At 63.0% G+C, this 22,187-nt stretch carries 19 protein-coding genes and 4 pseudogenes; 16 read left to right on the top strand and 7 right to left on the bottom strand.

Annotated features, from left to right (window positions below):
* Positions 1-348: 348 nt before the first annotated feature.
* Positions 349-1,379, top strand: a pseudogene (locus NKI99_RS23090) (IS110 family RNA-guided transposase).
* Positions 1,380-1,614: 235 nt separating this feature from the next.
* Positions 1,615-2,217: a phage integrase N-terminal SAM-like domain-containing protein gene (locus NKI99_RS23085; protein WP_352441410.1), complete on the top strand. Its 603-nt coding sequence runs from the start codon at positions 1,615-1,617 to the stop codon at positions 2,215-2,217.
* 221 nt (positions 2,218-2,438) lie between these two features.
* Here the strand turns inward: NKI99_RS23085 and NKI99_RS23080 are convergent, their stop codons facing one another.
* The 7 genes from NKI99_RS23080 to NKI99_RS23050 all read right to left on the bottom strand — a co-directional run bounded on the left by NKI99_RS23080 (position 2,439) and on the right by NKI99_RS23050 (position 8,402).
* A complete protein-coding gene (locus NKI99_RS23080; protein ID WP_352441409.1) occupies positions 2,439-2,834 on the bottom strand; it encodes an XRE family transcriptional regulator in 396 nt (131 codons plus the stop codon).
* On the bottom strand, positions 2,834-3,064 hold the full coding sequence (locus tag NKI99_RS23075; protein ID WP_023724558.1) for a type II toxin-antitoxin system RelE/ParE family toxin: 231 nt from the start codon (positions 3,062-3,064) through the stop codon (positions 2,834-2,836). Before NKI99_RS23075 ends, NKI99_RS23080 begins: the two co-directional genes overlap by 1 nt.
* 171 nt (positions 3,065-3,235) lie before the next feature.
* Positions 3,236-3,565, bottom strand: coding sequence for a hypothetical protein (locus NKI99_RS33895; RefSeq protein ID WP_502905111.1), 330 nt, complete (start codon positions 3,563-3,565; stop codon positions 3,236-3,238).
* An 86-nt stretch (positions 3,566-3,651) separates the two neighbouring features.
* Positions 3,652-4,866, bottom strand: coding sequence for an MFS transporter (locus tag NKI99_RS23065; RefSeq protein ID WP_352612130.1), 1,215 nt, complete (start codon positions 4,864-4,866; stop codon positions 3,652-3,654).
* Positions 4,867-4,923: 57 nt separating this feature from the next.
* The gene (rpoN, locus tag NKI99_RS23060; RefSeq protein WP_352612128.1) at positions 4,924-6,360 is read right to left on the bottom strand and encodes an RNA polymerase factor sigma-54; all 1,437 of its coding nucleotides are present in this window, start codon (positions 6,358-6,360) and stop codon (positions 4,924-4,926) included.
* A 69-nt stretch (positions 6,361-6,429) separates the two neighbouring features.
* Positions 6,430-6,963: a peroxiredoxin gene (locus tag NKI99_RS23055; protein WP_023766875.1), complete on the bottom strand. Its 534-nt coding sequence runs from the start codon at positions 6,961-6,963 to the stop codon at positions 6,430-6,432.
* 1,139 nt (positions 6,964-8,102) lie between these two features.
* The gene (locus NKI99_RS23050; protein WP_352612126.1) at positions 8,103-8,402 is read right to left on the bottom strand and encodes a hypothetical protein; all 300 of its coding nucleotides are present in this window, start codon (positions 8,400-8,402) and stop codon (positions 8,103-8,105) included.
* 201 nt (positions 8,403-8,603) lie between these two features.
* On the opposite strand from NKI99_RS23050, the gene NKI99_RS23045 reads away from it, so the two are divergent.
* The 14 genes and pseudogenes from NKI99_RS23045 to NKI99_RS22980 all read left to right on the top strand — a co-directional run bounded on the left by NKI99_RS23045 (position 8,604) and on the right by NKI99_RS22980 (position 21,998).
* Positions 8,604-9,806, top strand: coding sequence for a cytochrome P450 (locus NKI99_RS23045; protein ID WP_352612124.1), 1,203 nt, complete (start codon positions 8,604-8,606; stop codon positions 9,804-9,806).
* A gap of 91 nt (positions 9,807-9,897) precedes the next feature.
* Complete coding sequence (locus tag NKI99_RS23040) at positions 9,898-11,187, top strand: cytochrome P450 (protein WP_352612196.1); 1,290 nt, start codon at positions 9,898-9,900, stop codon at positions 11,185-11,187.
* Positions 11,171-11,314, top strand: a pseudogene (locus tag NKI99_RS23035) (ferredoxin); the annotation flags it as partial. The gene NKI99_RS23040 and the pseudogene NKI99_RS23035, both read left to right, overlap by 17 nt.
* A 168-nt stretch (positions 11,315-11,482) precedes the next feature.
* Complete coding sequence (locus tag NKI99_RS23030) at positions 11,483-12,325, top strand: SDR family oxidoreductase (RefSeq protein WP_352612194.1); 843 nt, start codon at positions 11,483-11,485, stop codon at positions 12,323-12,325.
* Entirely contained in the window at positions 12,325-13,668 is a 1,344-nt protein-coding gene (locus tag NKI99_RS23025; protein ID WP_352612122.1) for a cytochrome P450, read from the top strand. The genes NKI99_RS23030 and NKI99_RS23025 overlap by 1 nt, the downstream gene beginning before the upstream one ends.
* A 147-nt stretch (positions 13,669-13,815) precedes the next feature.
* The gene (locus NKI99_RS23020) at positions 13,816-14,805 is read left to right on the top strand and encodes a polyprenyl synthetase family protein (RefSeq protein WP_352545586.1); all 990 of its coding nucleotides are present in this window, start codon (positions 13,816-13,818) and stop codon (positions 14,803-14,805) included.
* A gap of 146 nt (positions 14,806-14,951) precedes the next feature.
* Positions 14,952-16,502, top strand: a complete 1,551-nt coding sequence (locus NKI99_RS23015) for a hypothetical protein (protein ID WP_352612120.1) — start codon at positions 14,952-14,954, stop codon at positions 16,500-16,502.
* A complete protein-coding gene (locus NKI99_RS23010; RefSeq protein ID WP_023775465.1) occupies positions 16,499-17,401 on the top strand; it encodes a terpene synthase family protein in 903 nt (300 codons plus the stop codon). The genes NKI99_RS23015 and NKI99_RS23010 overlap by 4 nt, the downstream gene beginning before the upstream one ends.
* A gap of 28 nt (positions 17,402-17,429) precedes the next feature.
* Entirely contained in the window at positions 17,430-18,533 is a 1,104-nt protein-coding gene (gene fni / locus NKI99_RS23005) for a type 2 isopentenyl-diphosphate Delta-isomerase (RefSeq protein WP_502904778.1), read from the top strand.
* Positions 18,534-18,787: 254 nt separating this feature from the next.
* A pseudogene (locus NKI99_RS23000) lies at positions 18,788-19,047 on the top strand (transposase); the annotation flags it as partial.
* A 189-nt stretch (positions 19,048-19,236) separates the two neighbouring features.
* On the top strand, positions 19,237-19,419 hold the full coding sequence (locus tag NKI99_RS22995) for a hypothetical protein (protein WP_352446513.1): 183 nt from the start codon (positions 19,237-19,239) through the stop codon (positions 19,417-19,419).
* 86 nt (positions 19,420-19,505) lie between these two features.
* Entirely contained in the window at positions 19,506-20,093 is a 588-nt protein-coding gene (locus NKI99_RS22990; RefSeq protein ID WP_352446515.1) for a hypothetical protein, read from the top strand.
* Between the two features lie 354 nt (positions 20,094-20,447).
* Positions 20,448-20,774, top strand: coding sequence for a helix-turn-helix domain-containing protein (locus tag NKI99_RS22985; protein ID WP_352446517.1), 327 nt, complete (start codon positions 20,448-20,450; stop codon positions 20,772-20,774).
* Positions 20,749-21,998, top strand: a pseudogene (locus NKI99_RS22980) (type II toxin-antitoxin system HipA family toxin). The gene NKI99_RS22985 and the pseudogene NKI99_RS22980 overlap by 26 nt, the downstream one beginning before the upstream one ends.
* Positions 21,999-22,187: the final 189 nt, after the last annotated feature.

Genomic DNA, 22,187 nt, shown 5'->3' with positions numbered 1-22,187 from the left:
GGCAACCGTGATGATCATGGAAATTGAAAACGATGTAGGAAACTAGTCGACTGGTGCAGAATGCCCATGTTTCAGCCGAATGGAGGATGGGTCCGAACGGCCCGATGAAGTCAACTGATGAATGGCAACGATCCGGTGGGGGCCACTCGGAACCGGACAGTCCGGAATCGGCCCACAGCCGCCGGGCTGCAATGCGCCTCATGCACGAACATGACGTAATCGCGAAAGGGGTGGCCACCTGAGATGTGGCGGCGATGTTCGAACATCTAGCCGGCTGGCTGTCCTCCGATAGGATGAAGAACGGGCTGTCGATGGACACCGGGCCCAGCCACCGAACGGAGGACAGCCATGGAACACTATATCGGTATCGACGTATCCATGAAAAAGACGGCAATATCGATCCGGCAGAACGGTAAGAGGATTTGGCGGGGCAAGTGCGCGTCCGATCCGCAACTGCTTGCGGCGGTGATCCGCAAGCGCGCACCGCATGTCCGACGGGTCGTGTTCGAAACGGGGCCGCTGTCGGTGTGGTTCTACCATGCGTTGACGGCAGAGGGCCTGCCGGTGATCTGCATCAACGCGCGGCATGCCAAAGCCGCGCTCGACATGGCCGCGAACAAGACCGATGCGAACGATGCCGATGGCCTGGCACATCTGGCCGAGGTCGGCTTCTACCGAGAGGTTCGCGTCAAAGGTTTCGACAGTTGCTGATCCGCACGCTGATCGCCGCGCGGCGCCAGCTTCTTAAGATGCGTTTGCAGATATCCAACCAGATCCGTGGGTTGATGAAGACGTTCTGCCTCGTCGTGCCCAAGGGCGCCGGCAGCGTGTTCGAGCGCAACGTTCGCGACCTTCTGCAGGGCGAAGAAAAGCTGGCGCGCATCGTCGCGCCAATGCTTCAGGTATGGAGTGATATCCGGTACCAAACAGCAGAGCTGAGCAAGCAGCTGGCCGCGATGGCGCGTGAGGACCTGCACTGTCGTCTGCTCATGTCAGTGCCCGGTGTAGGCACCGTCACAGCCACCGCCTTTGCCGCAGCCGTGGAGGATCCGGCGAACTTCAGGAACTCGCGCGCCGTGGGTGCGTGGGTGGGCCTGACCCCGAGGCGCTACCCGTCCGGCGAGGGCGATAATGACGGACATATCTCTCGCCGTGGCGACAATCAGTTGCGCGGGCTGCTATACGAGGCGGCCGCAGTCATCCTGAACCGGTCGACGGATACTAGCACACTGCGAACCTGGGCTTTGGAGCTGAAAGAACGGCTTGGCTTCAAGCGAGCGGCCGTGGCTCTGGCGCGCAAGCTGGCGGTGATCATGCATGCGATGCTCCGGACGGGCGAGCTGTTCGATCCGCACGGAGGAACGCCTGCCGCAGCCTGATCCTGCATACGCTTGCCGGCGACGATTTCCTCACGTCATTCAACCGATAGCGTTCTTCCAGGACGCACCGAGCTGTCCCTGCCGGGACGTGCCTGAGATCATTCCGCGAAGCGGGAAGCAACTGCCTCGGTAAGCAGATTGCGCCTCGGCCTGAGATGGCGCGACTGCCATTTGACTTGAGCGGGAAGAGGCGTCGATCTGACCATGGAGTTCCGTTCAACGAGAGGAACTCGCCATGGCTACCCTGTCGACCGATGCACCAATCTCTCCGCTTCGCCAGCGCATGCAGCACGACATGCTCATGCGTGGCCTGGGCTCCCATACCCAGCAGGACTACGTTCGTCACCTCCGGCGCTTCGCTGTGTTCCTTGGCCGCTCGCCCGACACGGCGACGGCTGCGGACATCCGTCGATTCCAGCTGCATCAGCATGAGAGCGGCGGCGGCCCTGCGACGATCAATTGGCGCGGTCTCGGCACTGCGGTTCCTGTTCCTCGTGAGGCTGAAGCGTCGGGATCTGGCGCGTGCGCTGGTGATCATGAGGTATTAGCGCAAGCTGCCCGAGGTGCTGAGCGTGGAGGAAGCGGCGCGGCTGCTCGAAGCCGCACCCGGCATCAAGTACAAGGCCGCGCTCGGCGTCGCCTATCGCGCGGGCCTGCGCGTGTTGAAGTTGCGCACCTCAAGATCGACGACATCGACTCGGCACGCATGCTGATCCGCGTCGAACAAGGCAAGGGACGCAGGGACCGCAACGCTATGCTCTCGCTGCAATTTCTGGAACTGCTCCGGCTGTGGTGGCGCGAAGGCAGGTGGCGCGGGGTGATGCTCCCCCATGGCTGACTGTTCCCCGGGGCGCAGCTTCACCGCGCCGATCTCATCGAGGCAATTGCACCGCGCAGTCCAGGAGGCAGCCAAAGTCGCCGGCATCCGCAGCTCACACCTATGTCGGCCTCCGTTACCTTGCCGCGAGCTGGCTTAACTAGGACGTTGCTCATACCTACTCCTCGCATGGACGAGAGCATCTCGCCCCCATCGGTAGTCTTTAGCCGAACAGAGTGAGGTCAGCCGGCGCGTGCGGCCTTTGTGCGATTACGTCCACCTGCCGCTCTTTTAACACGACGCACGGAGACGGCTTTGGGAGCCACGACGTCGCCGAGCCGCTCTATACGGAGGGGCGCGCGCGAGGGAAGGCGAACGACGAGTTCGAGTTGCCCCCCGATCGCCTCGACGTAGCTTTTAAGAGTAGACAAGTACATGTCGGCTTGTTTCTCGATCTTCGAGACCGAAGGCTGCTTGATCTTGAGGACCGAAGCGATTTCGGCCTGGGCCTTTCCAGCGGCACGCCGCAAATCGCCGAGACTCTCGACTTCTCCCCTTAACTCTTCGAAACGCGCGTCGACCCGCTCCCGACGATCCTCGGGGAGCGCAGCGATTAGGTCATCAAGCTTGCGTCCCATCACTTCTTCTCCTTCTTCGCCGCCGCCAAACGGTCGAGATGCCCTTGATAGCGCTTGTCCGCCTTGGCGATCAGACGTTTATAGAAGCCCTTCTCACTCACGCCCGACTTATCGCCGGCGACGAGCAGGATCGCCTTCCGCTTCCGGTCGAATGCGAACGCAACCCGCCAGACACCATCATCAGCATCGAAGCGAAGTTCTTTCATGTTCGCGAACGACGAGTCATTCAAGGTATCCGCATGCGGTCGCCCCAGCTGGGGCCAAACACACCGAGCAGCTTAGCGGAGGCCAATAGCTCATCTTGGACTGTCTGGGGCAACGCCTCGAACTCCCCATCGAACTCATCGCCAAAAACGACTTCCCAAGTCATACATAGCTCCTAGGCTATGTTGTCAACATCATCAAGCTGCCGAACGATAGTCTGCGGCCGAAACAAGGTAGGCGCGGTCGACGATAATCCGGCCGCCGTTGACACGACTGGCAATTCGCGACCTGTCTGCGCTATCGAGCGGCATCGTCACCGGCGTTCTAACGGGCATGGCCGGCGCGTAGCTGTCGCTTGCCCAGAATGCCGGCTTGTCGTAAAGGATATGACCGCCAGCAAGGGTTCCATCGCGCCGGCAGCGCTCACCGACGCCAAATGGAAACCGGTGCCGGCGAGGTTCGCGTGTCTGGCGGCGAAGGTCGCGTGGCCCGGAGGTGAAGCCGGCGAGGCGCTTGCGCTGGTCCATGCGTAATCGTGCGGAGGACCGCGCCGCGCCGTGCATCGCATCTCTTGTCCCGCTGCGCTGCTGAGACCTCTCTCCTGTCAGGCGGTCTAGGTTTCGCGCTTCGGGCCGAGCACGAACACTATGAGGGCAGCGACGAACGTGGCAACAGCACTGTAGGCAATGGCGCTGGTAATCCCCGCATTCTCCACCAATAGTCCGCCGAAAATCGCGCCGGCGGCGATTGCCACTTGGAATACTGTGACCAGCAGCACACCGGCGCTTTGGGCCTGCTCGGGAACAGCCCTCCGTACCATCCACGTCTGCAATCCCACTGGCACCGCGCCGAAGGCAAACCCCCACGCGGCAACAGCAATCGCCGAGGCCAAGGCCGATGCTCCCGCCGTCAGCAGCGAAACAGCGGCTATCGCTATGAGCAGCGGTGCAAGGGCCGCGACTGCCTTGAGACTGTACTCGGCCAGAAGCCCGCCGGCCAGATTGCCGAAAAATCCGCCGATGCCAAAAGCAAGCAACACAAGCGAGATCGTTTCTACATCCAGCGCGGGAATCTTCTCGAGGAAGGCGCGGATATAGGTGATTCCGGCGAAGTGGCCGGAAGCGACCAGCAGGACGACCAAAAGCGCAATTTTGACCATCGGAATCTTGGCCACATCCAGCAGGCTTCGGAAGCTAGCCACTCCAATCGGAGGCAGTCTCGGAATGGTTATGAGTTGCACCAGCAGTGTAGCGGCGCCGCCGACTGCGGCGAGTATGAAGGCGCTTCGCCATCCCCAGATATCGCCGACATAGGCGCCGATTGGAGCTGCGCAGACGGTAGCTACGGAAACGCCGGTGAGGATGATCGACATAGCGCGCGGCAGGAGGTGGCTTGGAACGAGCCGCATCGCCAGTGCTGCCGACATTGACCAGAAGCCTCCGAGCGCTATGCCGAGCACGACGCGTGCAGTCAGGAGAACCGCCAGCGACCACGCGCCGGCCGCCAGAACGTCCGACAGGATCAGCAGCAGCGTCATGGTCCACATGACGGTCCTGCGGTCCAGGCGCTTTGTGATGATGGCCACCGTCGGCGCCGAGATCGCCCCGACGATAGCTGTCGCCGTCATCGCCTGTCCAGCCGCTCCCTCGCTGATACCGAGATCACGCGCGAGGGGCGTGAGCAGGCTGACAGGCAGAAACTCTGCCGTGACCAGCCCGAAGGTGCCCAAGGAAAGCGAAATGACCGCACCCCATGCGGGACCAGACGGTGGGACGGGCTTTTCTGGGTGCAGAACAGCGTCCATGACACCTGCTGCGGATTGGGTCATGAACGAAGTCTCCACTTTGATGCAATGCAACGTGATGTTGGCTGCCTTGACCCAAATCTAAAAACACAAGCGCATTTCCCGGCGGCGTTGCACGGAGGAGGGTATGTTCATTGCTTCGCGATATTTTGTGACGGTGCGGCGCGCAACATCGATGCCGGTTTCCTTCAGCCGGACAGCGATGTCCTCATCGGAAAGCACGTCGCCGGGAGATTCTGCGGCAATGATCGCTTTGATCCGATGCCGGACAGCTTCGGCGGAGTGCGCATCGCCGCCTTGGCAGGACGCGATCGCGACGGTGAAAAAATACTTCAGTTCAAAGACTCCGCGCGGGGTAAGCATGTACTTGTTCGAGGTCACCCGGCTTACCGTAGACTCGTGCACGCCGATCGCGTCAGCGACGGTTCTAAGATTGAGAGGCCGCAGGTGGGCGACGCCATGTTCCAAAAAGGCATCCTGCTGACGCACGATTTCAGCCGCAACCTTAACAATGGTCTTGGCGCGCTGATCGAGGCTGCGGATCAGCCAGTTCGCATTTTGCAAGCATTCGTCGAGAAATGCTTGATCTTTCGAATTTTGGGCAGTTTGACGCGAGACTTCGGCATAGTAGCTTTGATTGATCAGCAGCTTTGGCAGCGTGGCGGGATCAAGTTCGATCTGCCACCCGCCTTGCGGCGAGGGCGTGACCCAGACGTCGGGTATGATTGATTCAGACGCACCGGATTGGAATCGGTTCCCAGGCTTGGGATCGAGCGCCCGAATCTCATGCATCATGTCGAGAAGGTCTTCTTCATCGACGCCGCAATGCTGCTTCAGTGCCTCAAAATCGCGTCGTGCAAGCATTTCAAGATTGGCAACCAAAGCTGCCATTGCCGGGTCGAGCCGGTTTCGCTGGTGCAACTGAATCTCGAGGCATTCTCTGAGACTTCGCGCAAAAACTCCCGGTGGATCAAATTGCTGCAAGGCTCCGAGAACCCGTTCCACAACAGCCTCATGGATATTCAGGCTCTCGGCCAGCTCCAACAGGTTTGCCCGAAGATAGCCAGTGTCTTCCAGATCGGCGGCAAGCTGGCCAGCGATCAGCCGCTGCTGTGGTGTGAACGCAGTGAGGGCGATCTGACGAGCGACATGGTCGTGCAATGTTTCGGCGAGGGTGGCATACTCGTCGAGGGAAGGGCCATTGCCGGGCGGGTTGTTGGTCGTGTTGCGAAGTGATTTCCATTGCCCGAGCCGTTCAGGCGAACCTGCCCCGGTCGGTCCTTCAACGGCGTTTGCCCCAGGGCCGACAGGCTGATCCGCTCCCGAAATCGAAACGTCGTCAAAAGGCCCGCCATCGCTTGATGCAGATTCCAAGAGCGGGTTCTTCTCAATTTCCCGCTCCACGAACTGATGCAGTTCAGTATGCGCCAGTTGCAGCAAGCGAATCGACTCAATGAGTTGAGGCGATGCCACCATGGATTGCTTCTGGCGTTGAAGCAGGCTTGCTGAGGATTGCATGGTGAGCGCGATAATCCTGTCGAGGAGCCTCTTGGGGCCGGCACTGGCACCAGTGAGACGTTTTCTAGGTCAAGCGGCGGCTTTCAGCGTTTCGAGAACGTTTTGCGGGGATGAGACGCCATAGGGGTCGGCCTCGCAGTTGTCGGAGAAACCTTCCTCCTCGAACCAGTGCTCCACCACGCCATTGTTGATCAGGGCGGCGTAGCGCCAAGAGCGCATCCCGAAGCCGAGATTGTCCTTGGCGACCAGCATGCCCATTTTGCGTGTGAACTCGCCTGAGCCATCGGGGATGAGCTCGACCTGCTTCAGGCCCAAGGACTTCCCCCACGCATTCATAACGAAGGCGTCGTTGACTGAGAGGCAGTAAATCGCGTCAATTCCCTCCTTCTCAAACTCATCATAGAGCTCTTCGAACTGGGGCAATTGGTAGGTCGAGCAGGTTGGTGTGAAGGCGCCAGGCAGCGAGAACAGGATGACCCGCTTGCCGGCAAAGTAGTCGTCAGATGTCTTTTCTTCCCAGCGATATGGATTTGGCCCCTGGACTGACTTATCGTGAACGCGCGTGAGAAAGGTGACGAAGGGAACTTTCTTTTGAACTGTCATCAAGTTGCTCCTAAAGAAGAAAACTGCCGTTGAATTCTGGCATAGGCTGGCGCAATTCCGAGCAAAGGCTCGTATGCTCGGGCACGGAATGAGGGCCTCGGCGGCTCGCAACTTCCTTTTCCATCCCGACGTATGGGAACGTCTTGGCGGCTGGTCTTGGCCACGCGAACGCAATCGATCTGAGCGAGCTGGACACCGTCGAGCCGCTTGCTTTCCACGGCTATGGCGCCGGAAGCGGGATCGGTCACCCGCGATCGTGCCCGGGGAAAAGGGATAGCGGCCGGAAGTAGCCAATATCGCAAGCATGTGGGGGCGTGAAATGTCACTTCACGCCGACTCGGGTCACTGGACTGGTTCAGCGTGTTGTCGATATGTGGCAGTGACCCGCCGGCCTTGGCTTGGGTGACCCTTTGAGGGGGCTCTTGGGCACTCACATGCTGAATAGAATCGGTAAACGGCAATTGCGCGAGCGGCCCGTGTTGGCGTGCCGGCATCGGACCAGCCATGCGCAAAGCGGCCACCGAGAACGGACTTCCGGAGGAGACGATGTCCCGATGTTCAGCGGGAACGGGCACCGTCTCCTCAGGCCACGGTTTGGAGCTTCGCGCGTCGGGCATGGTGCAAGTCGCTTTCATCGTGATTTGATGGGCTCTAACCAGGAGCAGCAAGCGGCGTGCCATTTCAAAAAGAGGTGCTGTTGGACCGCCCCTTTCTTCTCGGAGGCCGTGTCTTGGAAGATCGGGCGTGCGCTATGCCGCCTCGTCACACAGGCAACAACGATGCTGTATGGTGCGGATATTCGGCGCTTCAGCCCCGGCTGGGCAAAGAAGAACCGGAAGCCGAGCCGATGCACTACCTGAGGCTGGCGGGCACTCCAGTCGTAGCGTGTGCCGCTAGCGTTCATGGGTGCGCAGGCACGGCTAGCGCGAACACGCGCCTGTCGCAGCAACATGAGCGCGCGGTCTTGGGCAAGCGCCCTGGCGCCGTGAGGATCGAATTCCCCAATCGTGTCTGTTTGCCGCCCTCTTATGTTCGAAACTGGACCAGAATGTCGCAGGCCCGACCCAAAGGTCGCCCGAGGCGTTCTGTCCGACACTGTTCCGTCGCCTTTGTTGGCCCGCGACACCGGCTTATTTCGCCTAGCTCTTCTCTGGCCTCAGGCTGAGCCGCTGAGAAGCTGCCACAATTTTTTTCTGCTGCGGCCAAATTGGCACGAGATTTGAAGCACCTTCGTTGCGGGCCGGGAGCCGCCGACCGACTTTCATTTCGTGGATGACACGAATGGAACGAAGAAAGAAAAGCAAAATGTCAAATCCGCGTCGGATAGCGTCTATGGGCAGGGGGTCCTCGGCGAAACCGCCCTTACCCAACAGCTCGCCGCCCTTGTCGACCCTTGCGCAGGAAATCTTGGCCGGCGGCGAGTCAAAGGCCCACCACACGGACTTTATCCTGACCTCGAAGGTACAGGATAATGTTCTGCATCTCGCCGCGCGATGTGCCTAGACAGTTACGCGTTAGCCGATCTTGATAATCAGGCCGGCCTTCGGAGGACGTCATCTGTATGCCGTCTTAGGTCTTCGCTGCCGCAGCGTCCGCCGGTCACCTTCCGCCCTTCCATCGCTACCGAGTGAAGTGCCATCATGCCCGAACAACCTTTGCCGACGCTGCCGATGTGGCGCGTCGATCACATTGAGCCCTCGCCCGAGATGTTGGCGCTGCGGGCCAACGGTCCGATCCATCGCGTGCGCTTCCCGTCCGGGCAGGAAGGCTGGTGGGTCACAGGCTATGACGAGGCCAAGGCGGTGTTGTCCGACGCGGCGTTCCGGCCCGCGGGAATGCCGCCGGCCGCATTCACCCCGGATTCGGTGATTCTCGGTTCGCCAGGATGGCTCGTCTCGCACGAGGGGGGCGAGCATACGCGGCTACGCACGATCGTGGCGCCGGCCTTCAGCAACGGCAGGGTGAAGCAGCTCGCCCAGCAGGTCGACGCGATCGCCGTGCAGTTGTTTGAGACGCTGGCGGCCCAGCCCCAGCCCGCCGATCTGCGGCGCCACCTCTCCTTTCCGCTTCCAGCCATGGTCATTGGCGCGCTGATGGGCGTGCTCTACGAGGACCACGCCTTTTTCGCCGGGCTGTCCGACGAGGTGATGACGCACCAGCATGAAAGCGGCCCGCGAAGCGCGTCGCGCTTGGCCTGGGAAGAACTCCGCGCCTACATTCGCGGCAAGATGCGGGACAAGCGCCAGGATCCGGGCGACAACGTGCTGACGGATCTGGTCGCGGCGATCGACCAGGGCAAGGCGACCGAGGAAGAGGCGATCGGCCTGGCGGCGGGCATGCTGGTGGCGGGGCACGAGAGCACCGTCGCGCAGCTCGAATTCGGCCTGCTGGCCATGTTCCGCCATCCGCAACAGCGCGAACGCCTGGTCGGCGATCCATCCCTGGTGGACAAGGCGGTGGAGGAAATCCTGCGCATGTACCCGCCGGGCGCCGGCTGGGACGGCATCATGCGCTATCCGAGGACCGACGTGACCATCGGGGGCGTGCATGTTCCCGCGGAGAGCAAGGTGCTGGTCGGGCTGCCGGCGACGTCGTTCGATCCGCGCCATTTCGATGACCCGGAAATCTTCGATATCGGACGTGACGAAAACCCGCACCTGGCGTTCTCCTACGGGCCCCACAACTGCGTCGGCTTGGCGCTGGCCAGGCTGGAACTCAAGGCGGTGTTCGGTTCGATCTTCCAGCGCTTTCCCGCGCTGCGCCTGGCCGTGGCACCCGAAGAACTGAAGTTGCGCAAGGAGATCATCACTGGCGGGTTCGAGGAGTTCCCGGTGCTCTGGTGATGCGCGGACGCCACCAGGAATCCCGATGTTCTCAAGTTGGCGGCGCGCCTGCCGCGCGCCGATCAGATCAGCCAGCCAACAGGTGACCAAGATGGACGTGCAAGAAACCATGGCATCATGCCGGGACGCCTTCGCCGAACTGGCGTCGCCGGCGTGCATTCAGGACCCGTACCCATTCATGCGGTGGTTGCGCGAGCACGATCCGGTACATCGCGCGGCGTCGGGCCTCTTTCTGTTGAGCCGCCACGCCGACATCTACTGGGCGCTCAAGGCCACGGGCGATGCTTTTCGGGGGCCGGCGCCAGGCGAACTGGCGCGCTATTTCCCGCGGGCGGCGACCAGCCTGTCGCTAAGTTTGCTGGCGTCCACTTTAGCGATGAAGGAACCTCCAACGCATACGCGTCTGCGCCGGCTGATCTCGCGCGATTTCACCATGGGCCAGATCGACAAGCTGAGGCCGACCATCGCTCGCATCGTCGCAGCGCGCCTGGACGGCATGGCGCCCGCGCTGGAGCGCGGGGAGGCGGTGGACCTGCATCGGGAATTCGCGCTGGCCTTGCCCATGCTGGTTTTCGGCGAACTGTTCGGCATGCCCCGGGACGACATGTTCGGGCTCGTCGCCGGCATCAGCGCCATTCTGGAAGGCCTGAGCCCGCACGCCAGCGATCCCCAGCTCGCCGCGGGGGACGCGGCCAGCGCCAGGGTGCAGGCCTACTTCGGCGACCTCATACAGCGCAAGCGCACCGATTCCCGCCACGACATCGTGTCAATGCTGGTCGGCGCACACGACGACGATGCCGAGACGCTGTCGGATGCGGAATTGATCAGCATGCTTTGGGGCATGCTGCTGGGCGGCTTCGCGACCACTGCCGCGGCCATTGGCCATGCGGTCCTGGCGATGGTGGCGTATCCCGAACAGCGGCACTGGCTGGAGGGAGATGCCGGAGGGGTGAAGGCATTCGTCGAAGAAGCCCTGCGCTACGACGCGCCTGCCATGTTCAGCTCCATTCCGCGTATCGCCCAGCGCGACATCGAACTGGGCGGCGTGGTGATCCCGAAGAACGCGGACGTGCGCGTGCTGATCGCGGCCGGCAATCGCGACCCGGACGCCTTCGCCGATCCCGATCGCTTCGATCCCGTGCGGTTCTACGGCACCAGTCCTGGCATGTCGATCGACGGGAAGATCATGCTGACCTTCGGCCACGGCATCCACTTCTGCCTTGGTGCGCAACTGGCCCGGGTGCAGTTGGCCGAGAGCCTGCCGCGGATCCAGGCGCGCTTCCCCACGCTGGCATTGGCCGAGCAGCCGACCCGGGAGCCCTCCGCGTTCCTTAGGACATTTCGCGCGCTGCCGGTACGGCTGCATGGGCAGGAGGGCTGAGATGCGCGTCGTAGTCGATCAGGATCTGTGCGGAACGACCGGGCAGTGCGTGCTGACGCTGCCTGGCACCTTTCGCCAGCGCGAACCGGACGGCGTGGCCGAAGTGTGCGTGGCGACGGTCCCGCAGGCGCTGCACGCCGCGGTGCGGCTTGCGGCCAACCAGTGCCCGGTCGCCGCCATTCGTGTCATCGAAAGCGACGCTGGCCATGACGAGCGCGCCAGCGCCGACCCTGCGCCTTCTCCGGTGGAGGCCGAGCGGCATGCTGCGAAAGACCAATGCAATTCAGGAGACACGATGGGACGGTTTGAAGGCAAGGTGGCCGTGGTGACCGGCGCTGGCGCCGGCATCGGCAAGGCATGCGCTCTCGCCATCGCGCGCGGGGGCGGCAGAGTGGTGGTGGCCGACATTGATGGCTCGGCGGCCATCGCCTGCACCGCGCAGATCGCGGCCGAAGCAGGCCACGCGCTGGCCATAGCCATGGATATCGCCGATGAGCAGGCGGTGGCAGCGCTGTTCGAGACGGCGGAGCGGCACTTCGGGGGGGTCGACCTGCTGCTGAACAATGCGAGCGCCATGCATCTGACCCCGCGCGACCGCGCGATCCTCGACCTGGACCTGGCAGTCTGGGACCAGACAATGGGGACCAATCTGCGCGGCACGCTGCTCTGCTGCCGGCACGCCATCCCACGGATGATCGCCCGCGGCGGTGGCGCGATCGTCAACATGTCGTCGTGCCAGGGGCTCAGCGGTGACACGGCGCAAACGTCCTACGCCGCGTCGAAGGCGGCGATGAACATGCTCTCGGCTTCGCTCGCCACCCAGTACGGTCATGCGCAGATCCGCTGCAACGCGGTTGCGCCGGGTCTTATCATGACCGAGCGTCTCCTCGCCAAGCTGGACGAATGCATGCAACTGCATCTGCGCCGGCATCAGCTCCTGCAGCGCGTCGGCCGCCCCGAGGACGTGGCCGCGCTCGTGGCGTTCCTGCTCTCCGACGATGCTGCGTTCATCACCGGCCAAGTCGTGTGCATCGATGGCGGCATGCTGGCGCATGTGCCGACTTACGCCGACGGCGGCAACAGCTGCGCCGCGCGCCCTGCAGGCGACACCGAATCGGCGGCGGCGGCGCGCTGCTGATGGACATGCTGCTCAACCCGCTCAACCGTCGGCACCGGCTGCGGTGCGACATCCCGGTCATGCCTGGCGCTTTCCCCCTGGTCGGGCATCTTCCCGCCATTGTCTGCGACCTGCCGCGCCTGCTGCAGCGAGCAGAACGGACGCTGGGCAGCCACTTCTGGCTGGATTTCGGCCCTGCCGGACATCTGATGACCTGCGTGGATCCGGACGCATTCTCACTGCTCAAGCACAAGGACGTGTCCTCGGCGCTGATCGAAGAGATCGCGCCCGAATTGCTTGGTGGAACGTTGGTCGCCCTGGACGGCGGCGCGCACCGGCAGGCGCGCGATGCCATCAAGGCAGCGTTCTTGCCCAAGGGACTGACCAAGGCCGGGATCGGCGACCTGTTCGCGCCCGTCATCCAGGCGCGGGTGCAGGCGTGGCGCGCCCGCGGCGAGGTAACCATCCTGCGCGAAACCGGGGACCTGATGCTGAAGCTCATCTTCAGCCTCATGGGAATCCCCGCGCAGGATCTGCCGGGATGGCATCGCAAGTACCGGCAATTGCTGCAATTGATCGTAGCCCCCCCGGTCGACCTGCCCGGACTGCCCTTGCGGCGCGGCCGTGCCGCCCGCGACTGGATCGACGCGCAGTTGCGCCGGTTCGTCCGCGATGCGCGCGCGCATGCCGCGCGCACCGGGCTGATCAACGACATGGTGAGCGCCTTCGACCGCAGCGACGGTCCGCTCTCCGATGACGTCCTGATCGCGAATATTCGCTTGCTGCTGCTTGCCGGTCACGACACCACTGCCTCGACCATGGCCTGGATTGTGATCGAGCTGGCGCGGCAGCCTGTGCTGTGGGACGCTTTGGTCGAGGAGGCGCAACGCGTGGGCGCGGTGCCGACCCGGCACGCGGATCTGGCGCAGTGTCCGGTCGCCGAGGCGCTGTTTCGCGAGACACTGCGCCTGCATCCGGCGACCACGCTCCTGCCGCGTCGCGCGCTGCAGGAATTGCAACTCGGCCAACGGCGCATTCCCGCGGGCACCCATCTATGCATCCCGCTGCTGCATTTCTCGACCTCGGCGCTGCTGCACGAGGCGCCTGATCAGTTCCGCCTGGCGCGGTGGCTGCTACGCACAGAGCCGATCCGGCCCGTGGACATGCTGCAGTTCGGTACCGGCCCACACGTCTGCATCGGCTACCACCTGGTATGGCTGGAAATGGTGCAGTTCTGCATCGCCTTGGCGCTGACCATGCACAAGGCCGGGGTGCGGCCGCAGTTGCTGAGCGACGTCGAAAAGGTCCGGCGCTATTACCCGACCGCACATCCGTCAATGAAAATTCGAATAGGCTTTTCATGAGCTGGCATCGCATGCCCCGTATGGCAACGCAGCGGCGCCGGCGGGGCGCGGCATTGCGGCACTCAGCGCACGCACTCGTGTGACGCCGGCAACACCGTGACGACTTGCGCTCGCCGTGGCCGTCTCAGCTACAAGGACATCAACAACATGCAGACCGGTTCCACTCCACGCGACCGAATTGGCGTTTCCGCATTCGGCGGATTGGGCGCGCAGGCGCGCGGCGCATCTGGCGGGCTGCTCCCCGAGATCTGGATGCAGGACGGCGCAAAGCGGGTCGAACAGGCTCTGGGGCGTCTGCTCTGCGCCGAAGACGACGGTGAGACAGAGCTGATGGCGGCCATGCGCTACGCCACCTTGCATGGCGGGAAGCGCACCCGCGCCTTACTCTGTCTGGCTGCCGGCGCACTGGCGGGCACACCGGCGCACATGCTCGACGACGTCGGTGCCGCCATCGAGATGATGCACGCCTGTACCCTGGTCCACGACGACCTGCCCGCGATGGACGACGACGTGCTTCGCCGCGGCCTTCCGACCGTGCACGTAAAGTTCGGCGAAGCCACTGCGATCCTGGTCGGCGATGCGCTGCAGGCCCACGCCTTCCTCACCCTGGCGAGCCTGGATGCGCCGGGCGACAACCGTATCGCGCTCGTGCGCGAACTGGCGCAGGCGGTGTCCGCCGAGGGTGCCGCAGGCGGGCAGGCCATCGATCTGTCGTTGGTCGGAAAGCATGCCGGGCTGGACAGGATCCTGGCGATGCATGGGATGAAAACCGGAGCGCTAGTGCGCGCGTCGGTTCGCATGGGCGCGCTATACTCCATCGCGGAGGATGCCGCGCACGCTGCGCTGTATGCTGCGCTCGATCGCTACACCGCCTGTTTCGGCCTGGCGTTGCAGGTGGCCGACGACATTCTCGACGCGACGGCGGATACCGCGACTCTTGGCAAGACCCCCGGTAAGGACGCGGCGGCGCAAAAGCCGACCTGCGCGTCGATCATGGGGCTGCAGGCTGCGCGCCAGTTCGCCCTGTACTTGTTGCACGACGCCGGGGAGGCCATCGCCCCTCTGGGGCCGCGTGCGGAAGGGTTGGCGCAGATGCTGCAGCGGGCCAACGTCTATCTGTCCGCGCCATACGCATGAGCGGGCCCATCCGTAAGGACTCGCCCCTGTGCTGCTGCGATCGGCCGGCGGGCGCAGCATGCTGCACTGTGTCCGTGTCGGCGGCGACGTGCGCGGCGTCTGCCCGTTTCTGTTCTCGTTAGCCCTCTGCAGAAGGAACATACCGCGTGAACGCGCTGTCCGAACAGATCCTTTCCGAAATGCGCCACCTGCTGAGCGATATGAGCGACGGCGGCAGTGTCGGTCCGTCCGTCTACGACACGGCGCGAGCTCTGCAGTTCCACGGCAACGTCACCGGTCGGCAGGACGCATACGCGTGGCTCATCGCGCAGCAACAGGCCGATGGCGGATGGGGAAGTGCGGACTTCCCGCTGTTTCGCCATGCGCCCACGTGGGCGGCGTTGCTGGCATTGCAGCGTGCCGATCCTCTTCCTGGCGCTGCCGACGCAGTCCATGCTGCAACCCGGTTCATCGAGCGCCAGCCCGATCCCTACGCGCATGCGGTGCCGGAAGACGCGCCCATCGGCGCGGAGCTGATCCTGCCGCAGTTGTGCGACGAGGCCGCATCCTTGCTGGGTGGCGTGGCGTTTCCGCGCCACCCGGCGCTGTTGCCGTTGCGGCAAGCACGCCTGGCCAAGCTGGGGCCAGTTGCGACGTTGCCGAGCGGCCATCCGTTGCTGCACTCCTGGGAAGCCTGGGGGACGTCGCCGGCCACCGCATGCCCGGACGACGACGGCAGCATCGGCATTAGTCCGGCCGCCACCGCGGCGTGGCGTGCGCAAGCCGTGACACAGGGAAGAACGCCGCAGGTCGGGCGCACCGACGGGTATCTGCAGGCGGCATCGCGGGCGACGCGCACCGGCATCGAAGGTGTCGTTCCCAACGTCTGGCCAATCAATGTGTTCGAGCCATGCTGGTCGCTGTACACGCTGCATCTGGCCGGTCTGTTCGCGCATCCCGCGCTCGCCGAGGCGGTGCAAGTGATCATCGCGCAGCTCGACGCCCGCCTCGGCGTGCGCGGTCTGGGCCCGGCCTTGCACTTCGCGGCCGATGCGGACGACACCGCCGTTGCATTGTGCGTCCTTCGCCTTGCAGGCCGCGACCCGGCGGTCGACGCGTTGCGCCATTTCGAAACCGGCGAGCTGTTCGTCACCTTCCCCGGCGAGCGCAATGCCTCGGTGTCGACCAACATCCATGCCCTGCATGCGTTGCGAATGTTGGGAAAGCCCGCCGCCCGCACCAGCGCCTACGTCGAGGCCAATCGCAACGCGCACGGTCTATGGGACAACGAAAAATGGCACGTTTCCTGGCTGTATCCAACCGCGCATGCGGTCGCTGCGCTGGCGCAAGGCAAGCCCCAGTGGCGCGACGAGCGCGCGCTGGCAGCGCTGCTGCAGGCGCAGCGCGACGACGGCGGCTGGGGCGCCGGTCGCGCGTCCTCATTCGAGGAAACCGCCTATGCGCTGTTCGCGTTGCACGTGATGGACGGGAGCGAAGAGCCGGCAGGGCGTCGGCGCATCGCGCAGGCGGTGGCGGGTGCGCTGAAGTGGATGCTCGCTCGCCACGCGGCGCATGTATTGCCCCAGACGCCGCTGTGGATCGGCAAGGAACTGTATTGCCCCACGCGGGTGGTGCGCGTGGCCGAACTCGCCGGGTTGTGGCTGGCGCTTCGTTGGGGGCGGCGCGTCTCGGCCGAGGGAGCAGGAGCCGGGCCATGATCCCGACCGATCGCGCGCTGCAGCAGGTGCTGGAATGGGGGCGTTCCCTGACTGGGTTCACCGACGAGCATGGCCTGGAAGCAGTCAGGGGCGGCCAGTACATCCTGCAGCGCATCCACCCGAGCCTGCGCGACACCAGCGCCCGCACCGGCCGCGATCCGCTGGACGAGACGCTGATCGTGGCGTTCTATCGCGAACTGGCGCTGCTGTTCTGGCTCGACGATTGCAACGACCTTGACCTGATCGCGCCGGAGCAGCTCGCCGCGGTGGAGCAGGCGCTCGGGCAAGGCGTGCCGTGCGCGCTCCCCGGATTCGAGGGCTGTGCTGTGCTGCGCGCTTCGCTCGCCGCGCTCGCCTACGATCGTCGCGACTATGCTCAGCTTCTCTACCATACCCGGTGCTACTGCGCGGCGCTGCGTGCCGGACACGCGCAGGCGGCAGGGGCAGAGCGCTGGTCCTACGCCGAGTACTTGCAGAACGGCGTGGATTCGATCGCCTACACGAACGTGTTCTGTTGCCTGTCCTTGCTGTGGGGGCTGGACATGGCGACCTTGCGCGCGCATCCGGCGTTTCGCCAGGTCCTGCGGCTCATCTCCGCGATAGGGCGCTTGCAGAACGATCTGCATGGACGCGAAAAGGATAAGTCGGCCGGCGAGGGAGCTAACGCGGCGATCCTGCTGCTGCAGCGCTATCCGGCTATGCCTGTGGTGGAGTTCCTCAACGACGAGCTGGCCGGCCATACCCGCATGCTGCACCGGGTGATGGCGCAAGAACCCTTTCCACCGCCGTGGGGACCGTTGATCGAAGCCATGGCGGCCATCCGCGCGCAGTACTACCAGACCTCAACCAGCCGCTACCGCAGCGACGCTGCGGGGGGAGGCGAGCGTGCGCCGGCCTGAACGCGCGGGAAACGGCGGCGTGCGCGCGCTGCCGTCGGTCCGATCCGACGCAACGCCGTCGCCCGATGCGGCGGATGGGTCGAGCATCAGCGACACCAAGCTGAGCCGGCGCAAGGACGACCACCTGGACATCGTGCTGGATCGGCGAGCGGCGTGGGCCAAGGCCGCCGGCTGGGAGTGCATTCGTTTCGAACACTGCGCATTGCCCGAGTTGGACCTGACGCAGATCGACCTCAGCGCCTCGCTGCTGGGCAAGACCATGCGCGCGCCTCTGCTGATCAGCTCCATGACCGGCGGCATGCCACGCGCCGAGGCCATTAACCGGCATCTGAGCGAGGCAGCGCAAGCCTTGGGGATCGCCATGTGCGTCGGTTCGCAGCGCGTGAGCCTGCAATCCCGCAACTCCCAGGGGCTGACGCGCGCGCTGCGCCGCCTCGCCCCAGACGTTCCCTTGCTGGCCAATATCGGCGCCGCGCAACTGCGCGAGGCCGACGGCCTGGACCTCGCGCGCCGGGCGGTGGGTGCACTGGAGGCCGATGGACTCATCGTCCATCTCAATCCGCTGCAGGAAGCGGTACAGCCGGAAGGCGACCGCGACTGGCGCGGCGTCCTGGCGCAGATCGCTCGCGCCGCACGCAGCGTGGGCGTGCCGATCGTGGCCAAGGAAGTCGGGTCGGGCCTGTCCGCCTCGGTGGCCTGTGCCCTCGTAGAGGCGGGCGTGGCGGTGATCGATGTCGCCGGCGCCGGCGGCACCAGTTGGGCCGCGGTGGAGGGCGAGCGCGCCCGCGATGCCGCCGACCGCGCAGTGGCGATGGCGTTCGCCGATTGGGGGATTCCGACTCCGGCCAGCGTGCAGGCGGTCCGTCGGGCGCTGCCAGCGGTGAAGCTGATTGCGTCGGGCGGGATCAGCGACGGCGTCGACGTGGCCAAGGCTATCCGCCTGGGCGCGGACATCGCCGGGCAGGCGGCTGGCGTGCTGCGCGCGGCTACGGTATCCACCGAGGCGGTTGTCGCGCATTTCGAGATCGTCATCCGCCAGTTGGCCGTCGCCTGCTTCTGCACCGGCTCGGCTGATCTGGCGGCTTTGCGTCAGGCGCGCTTGTTGGCCTCGGCGCATCTGCCCGCCGGTTGATGTCAGCCTCGATCGCACGTGGCGACGGGCGCCTAGTCTCACTGAGTCAGAAAGTCTCGGAAGCGGGGATTCGCGCTGGTCGCGGGCTTGTTCGGGTGCTGCTTTGTGATCAGGGAGGCGCCCCGCCGTAGCCGACTGGGGCATCTGAGAGTGAAGCCGCATTCGACGCCATGTCGCGCTTTGATCGGGGTGATCGGTCACGCCAACCGAGTTGAGCCCCTGAAGGGGCCGGGGGTGCTGGAGGCCGGCTACGCTTGGACCGCATCAACCCCTCGGAAAGCTACAGCGACGGCCACGGCAAGCATACCAACATGGTGGAGAGCTATTTCAGCCGCCTTCGCCGCATAGTCGCCGCCAGCACCACCCCGTTTCGCACCGCTATCTCTACCAGTACGCCATCATGCAGCATGGCTGGAAGATCACCCTCGCAATTCTAACGGCGATAACGCATTTAGGCTGCTTGGCCGAGCGATGCAGCATGGAGTGGCGTACGTGGAAACGTTATTGGCAGCGAAACGTGGACAAAAATAATTCGCAAATTCCCGCATTTCGCCAAATTAGCAACCAAATTGCTACGTACGCATTTATGACGCACCAGATTGCACGTTGCATGTTTGCAGAAAATTGACAAATATGTGCGTTGCTTGTATGGCGCGCCCAACTAGCATTTACCCCGCTGGGCCAGGGAACGGGAGAACGACGCATGATGATGGAGAAAGGTGTAAAGCCGAGGATCGCTGAAAGATGCGCTCTTCCGCGTGACATTTCAAGATTCAAGAAACTGCACGAAAACGGTCGCGCGGTTATCAAGCCGAATCCTGACAAGACTCTCGGTTATGTGTCTACCGCTGAATTGGTGAATGAAACGGTGAAAACCGCTTCGTAACCCTGATTTCTATTTGCTTTTAGAGGGCGAAGGTTTACCAACCTTCGCCCTCTTGCTGTTTGGGGCGGCTGGGAGTTCGATTTGAAATGATTCCGTTTGATGAGACAAAATTGGATGAATGGCTCTCCGACTACGAGTCGTTCAATTACGCGTTCCGTCAATTTTGCTACGCGAATTTCAAGGTCCATGAGCTCGACGCGCAATTCATTCCCAACGTTATAAAGCAAATTCACGCCCAGTGGGTCAGCGACAACGAAAAGTGGCTGAATGAAGAGACGCCCGAACATACGACTAGGCTATCGCACGTAAAAATTCTCGCCTTGCTTCTTTATAATCTGAACGCGGAACCGTTTCTCGGCAATTTCTTCGATCACGAATATCAGGAAGACGTCCCTTACGCTTTCAAGGGAACCGACGAGGAAAAGGCCGCTGCGCGCCGCGATCTCATAGATGGCCGTGAAGCAATTTTGGCTTTGGACTTCTGCCTTCTGATCATCAACTGGTTTGAGAAGAACCGGATGGATCGCGCGATCCCGTACCGACAGCCGATGACGCCCGACATGCGCCACGATCTTCTCGGGTACCTTTTGAATGGGAGCGTTGACCGCAAGGCCCTTTACCTGATTTTGAAGGCCATGTATCTTCGGCCAAGCAAGGGCGGCTCCGCCAATTAGCAATCCTTCCCTCTTTTAACGCTCTCCGCTGCCTTGGCTTTCCGCTTCCGCGAACCTTCGTGGAATTGACGCCCTGTCTAATCGGCTCGACAAGGAACGCGTCCGTCCCAGCCCTTCGGCCTGAACGACCCGCTGGGCCCTCTCTTTGTTTGACTTGCTGCCTTCCGCCGCGGGCTTCATGATAACCCTGCAAAGCTCTCCGCCGAAGCGGTTGGGTTTGCGCCGCAATGGCCTGATCCGCGACGGGTCGCCCGTGGCTATATGATACGCGAACAGATCATAGAGTTGTGACTTGCTTGTCGGAGATACCTTTGCGTATCATCGCGCATTCGAAAAGATCGTTTACGTATCATAATGGATTCTCAATCGGAAATTCTTCTCGAAATTGGTGGGCTTTTCAGGCAGGCCAGGCTGGCGGCTGCGATGACGCAGGAGCAGGTCGCTGATTTGGCGGGTATATCCCGTCCCCGATATCGCGACATCGAAAAGGGAGCCGCAGCCGCGCGTGCGACAACGCTCATGAATATTGCTCGAGCGCTCGGTCTGGAAATGATGCTGGTTCCGCAAGCCATGGTGCCGGCTGTTCAGGCTCTATTGCGTCCGCATCATGATGACGATCGACCGGCCTTTGTTTCTCAACCTGACGATGACGATCATGCCTCCAGTCTTTCGCGCACCTAAGACGATCCCGTCGCTGGACGTGCTCTTGAAGGCAGTGAAGATCGGCACAATCGTCAGGACGCCGGGCGATATGCATTCAACTTCGATGAGGCCTACTGCGCGACGGGCGGCTTTCCGGTTGTCAGCCTCTCGTTTTGGGCAGCGACGGGAGTGTTGCGGAAAGATCCGAAGCCTGTGCCAAGCGCCTTGCCCGCTTTGTTCGCGAACCTCCTGCCGGAGGAGAAATTGCGCAGGCGATGGAAGGCACCACGAAGGCAATGTGCGGCCAGGCAATGATTTCGACCTTTTAGCGGCGCTGGGCGCCAATCTGCCGGGAGCCGCACGGGCGTTGCCCAGTGACGGCGCGATAGCGGTTTCGCAGGATGCTTCAAAGGATCAGCCCAAGGCACGGTTCTCGCTTGCCGGCGTGCAGATGAAGCTGTCGGTCATGAAGAACATTGGAAAAGGCGGCGGCCTTACCTTGCCGATGGACGACGAGCAGGGCCGGTACATTGCCAAGTTCCCTTCGACGGCCTTCCCGGGCTTTTCCGAGAACGAATTCGCCAACCTGGCGCTGGCAGCAGCAATCGGCATGGACGTTCCTGAATGCGAACTGGTCGAGAAGTCCGATTTTGAGGGCGTTCCCGAAGAATTCAATACGCTGTCTGACGGCAAGGTCCTTCTCGTCAAACGCTTCGATCGCGGCGCCGGTGGCGAGAGGATACACATCGAGGATTTCGCCCAGGTCTTCGGTGTCTACCCCTCGCGCAAATATGAGGGGGCTGCTTATCACGACATAGCCTTGGCTCTTGGCGTGGCCGTCTCGCCTACGGCGGCTCTCGAGTTCGTCCGCCGCATGGCACTGACCGTCATCACCGGCAATGGCGACATGCACCTGAAGAACTGGTCTTTGATCTATCCCGGTAACGGCGACAAGCCGGCGCTTGCACCAATCTACGACCTCCTATCCACCGTGCCATATATTCCCGCCGACGCCATGGGGCTGTCGCTTGGAGGAGAGCGCTCGTTCAAGGCGCTAGCAGCACCGCGATGGAAAGCATTTGCGAACCGTGCACGGCTTCCGGAGCCAGCAGTCCTGAAGGCAGTGGTCGAGACGGTCAAACTCGTCAACGAGTACTGGTGGCATCTGCCTGAGCGCGACGTTGTCGCAGCGAAAGTGCTCGAGCGGATGACGAACATGTGAAGGCGATGACGCCGATACTGAACTCCTGTGCCGACAAGTGAGCCGAGACCCCTCGAATTGCTGATATAGCGGGACCATCCGCCTGTGGCACCGGATGAGTGGCCGCGGACCGATGGTATGCCAGCGTCGCGCGCAGGATTCTACGCAGTCTCGACGAGGACACGCGAGACGAAGCACGTCAGCTCGCTGGCACAAAAAGTTTCGCAGCTTCCCGCAAGTAGGTTGAGATG

It is taken from the genome of Mesorhizobium sp. M0239 (genome assembly GCF_040321815.1).
Classification (GTDB): domain Bacteria; phylum Pseudomonadota; class Alphaproteobacteria; order Rhizobiales; family Rhizobiaceae; genus Mesorhizobium.
The sequence above is the reverse complement of the archived record's forward strand: the minus strand, read 5'-3'. Positions and strand labels throughout refer to the sequence as shown.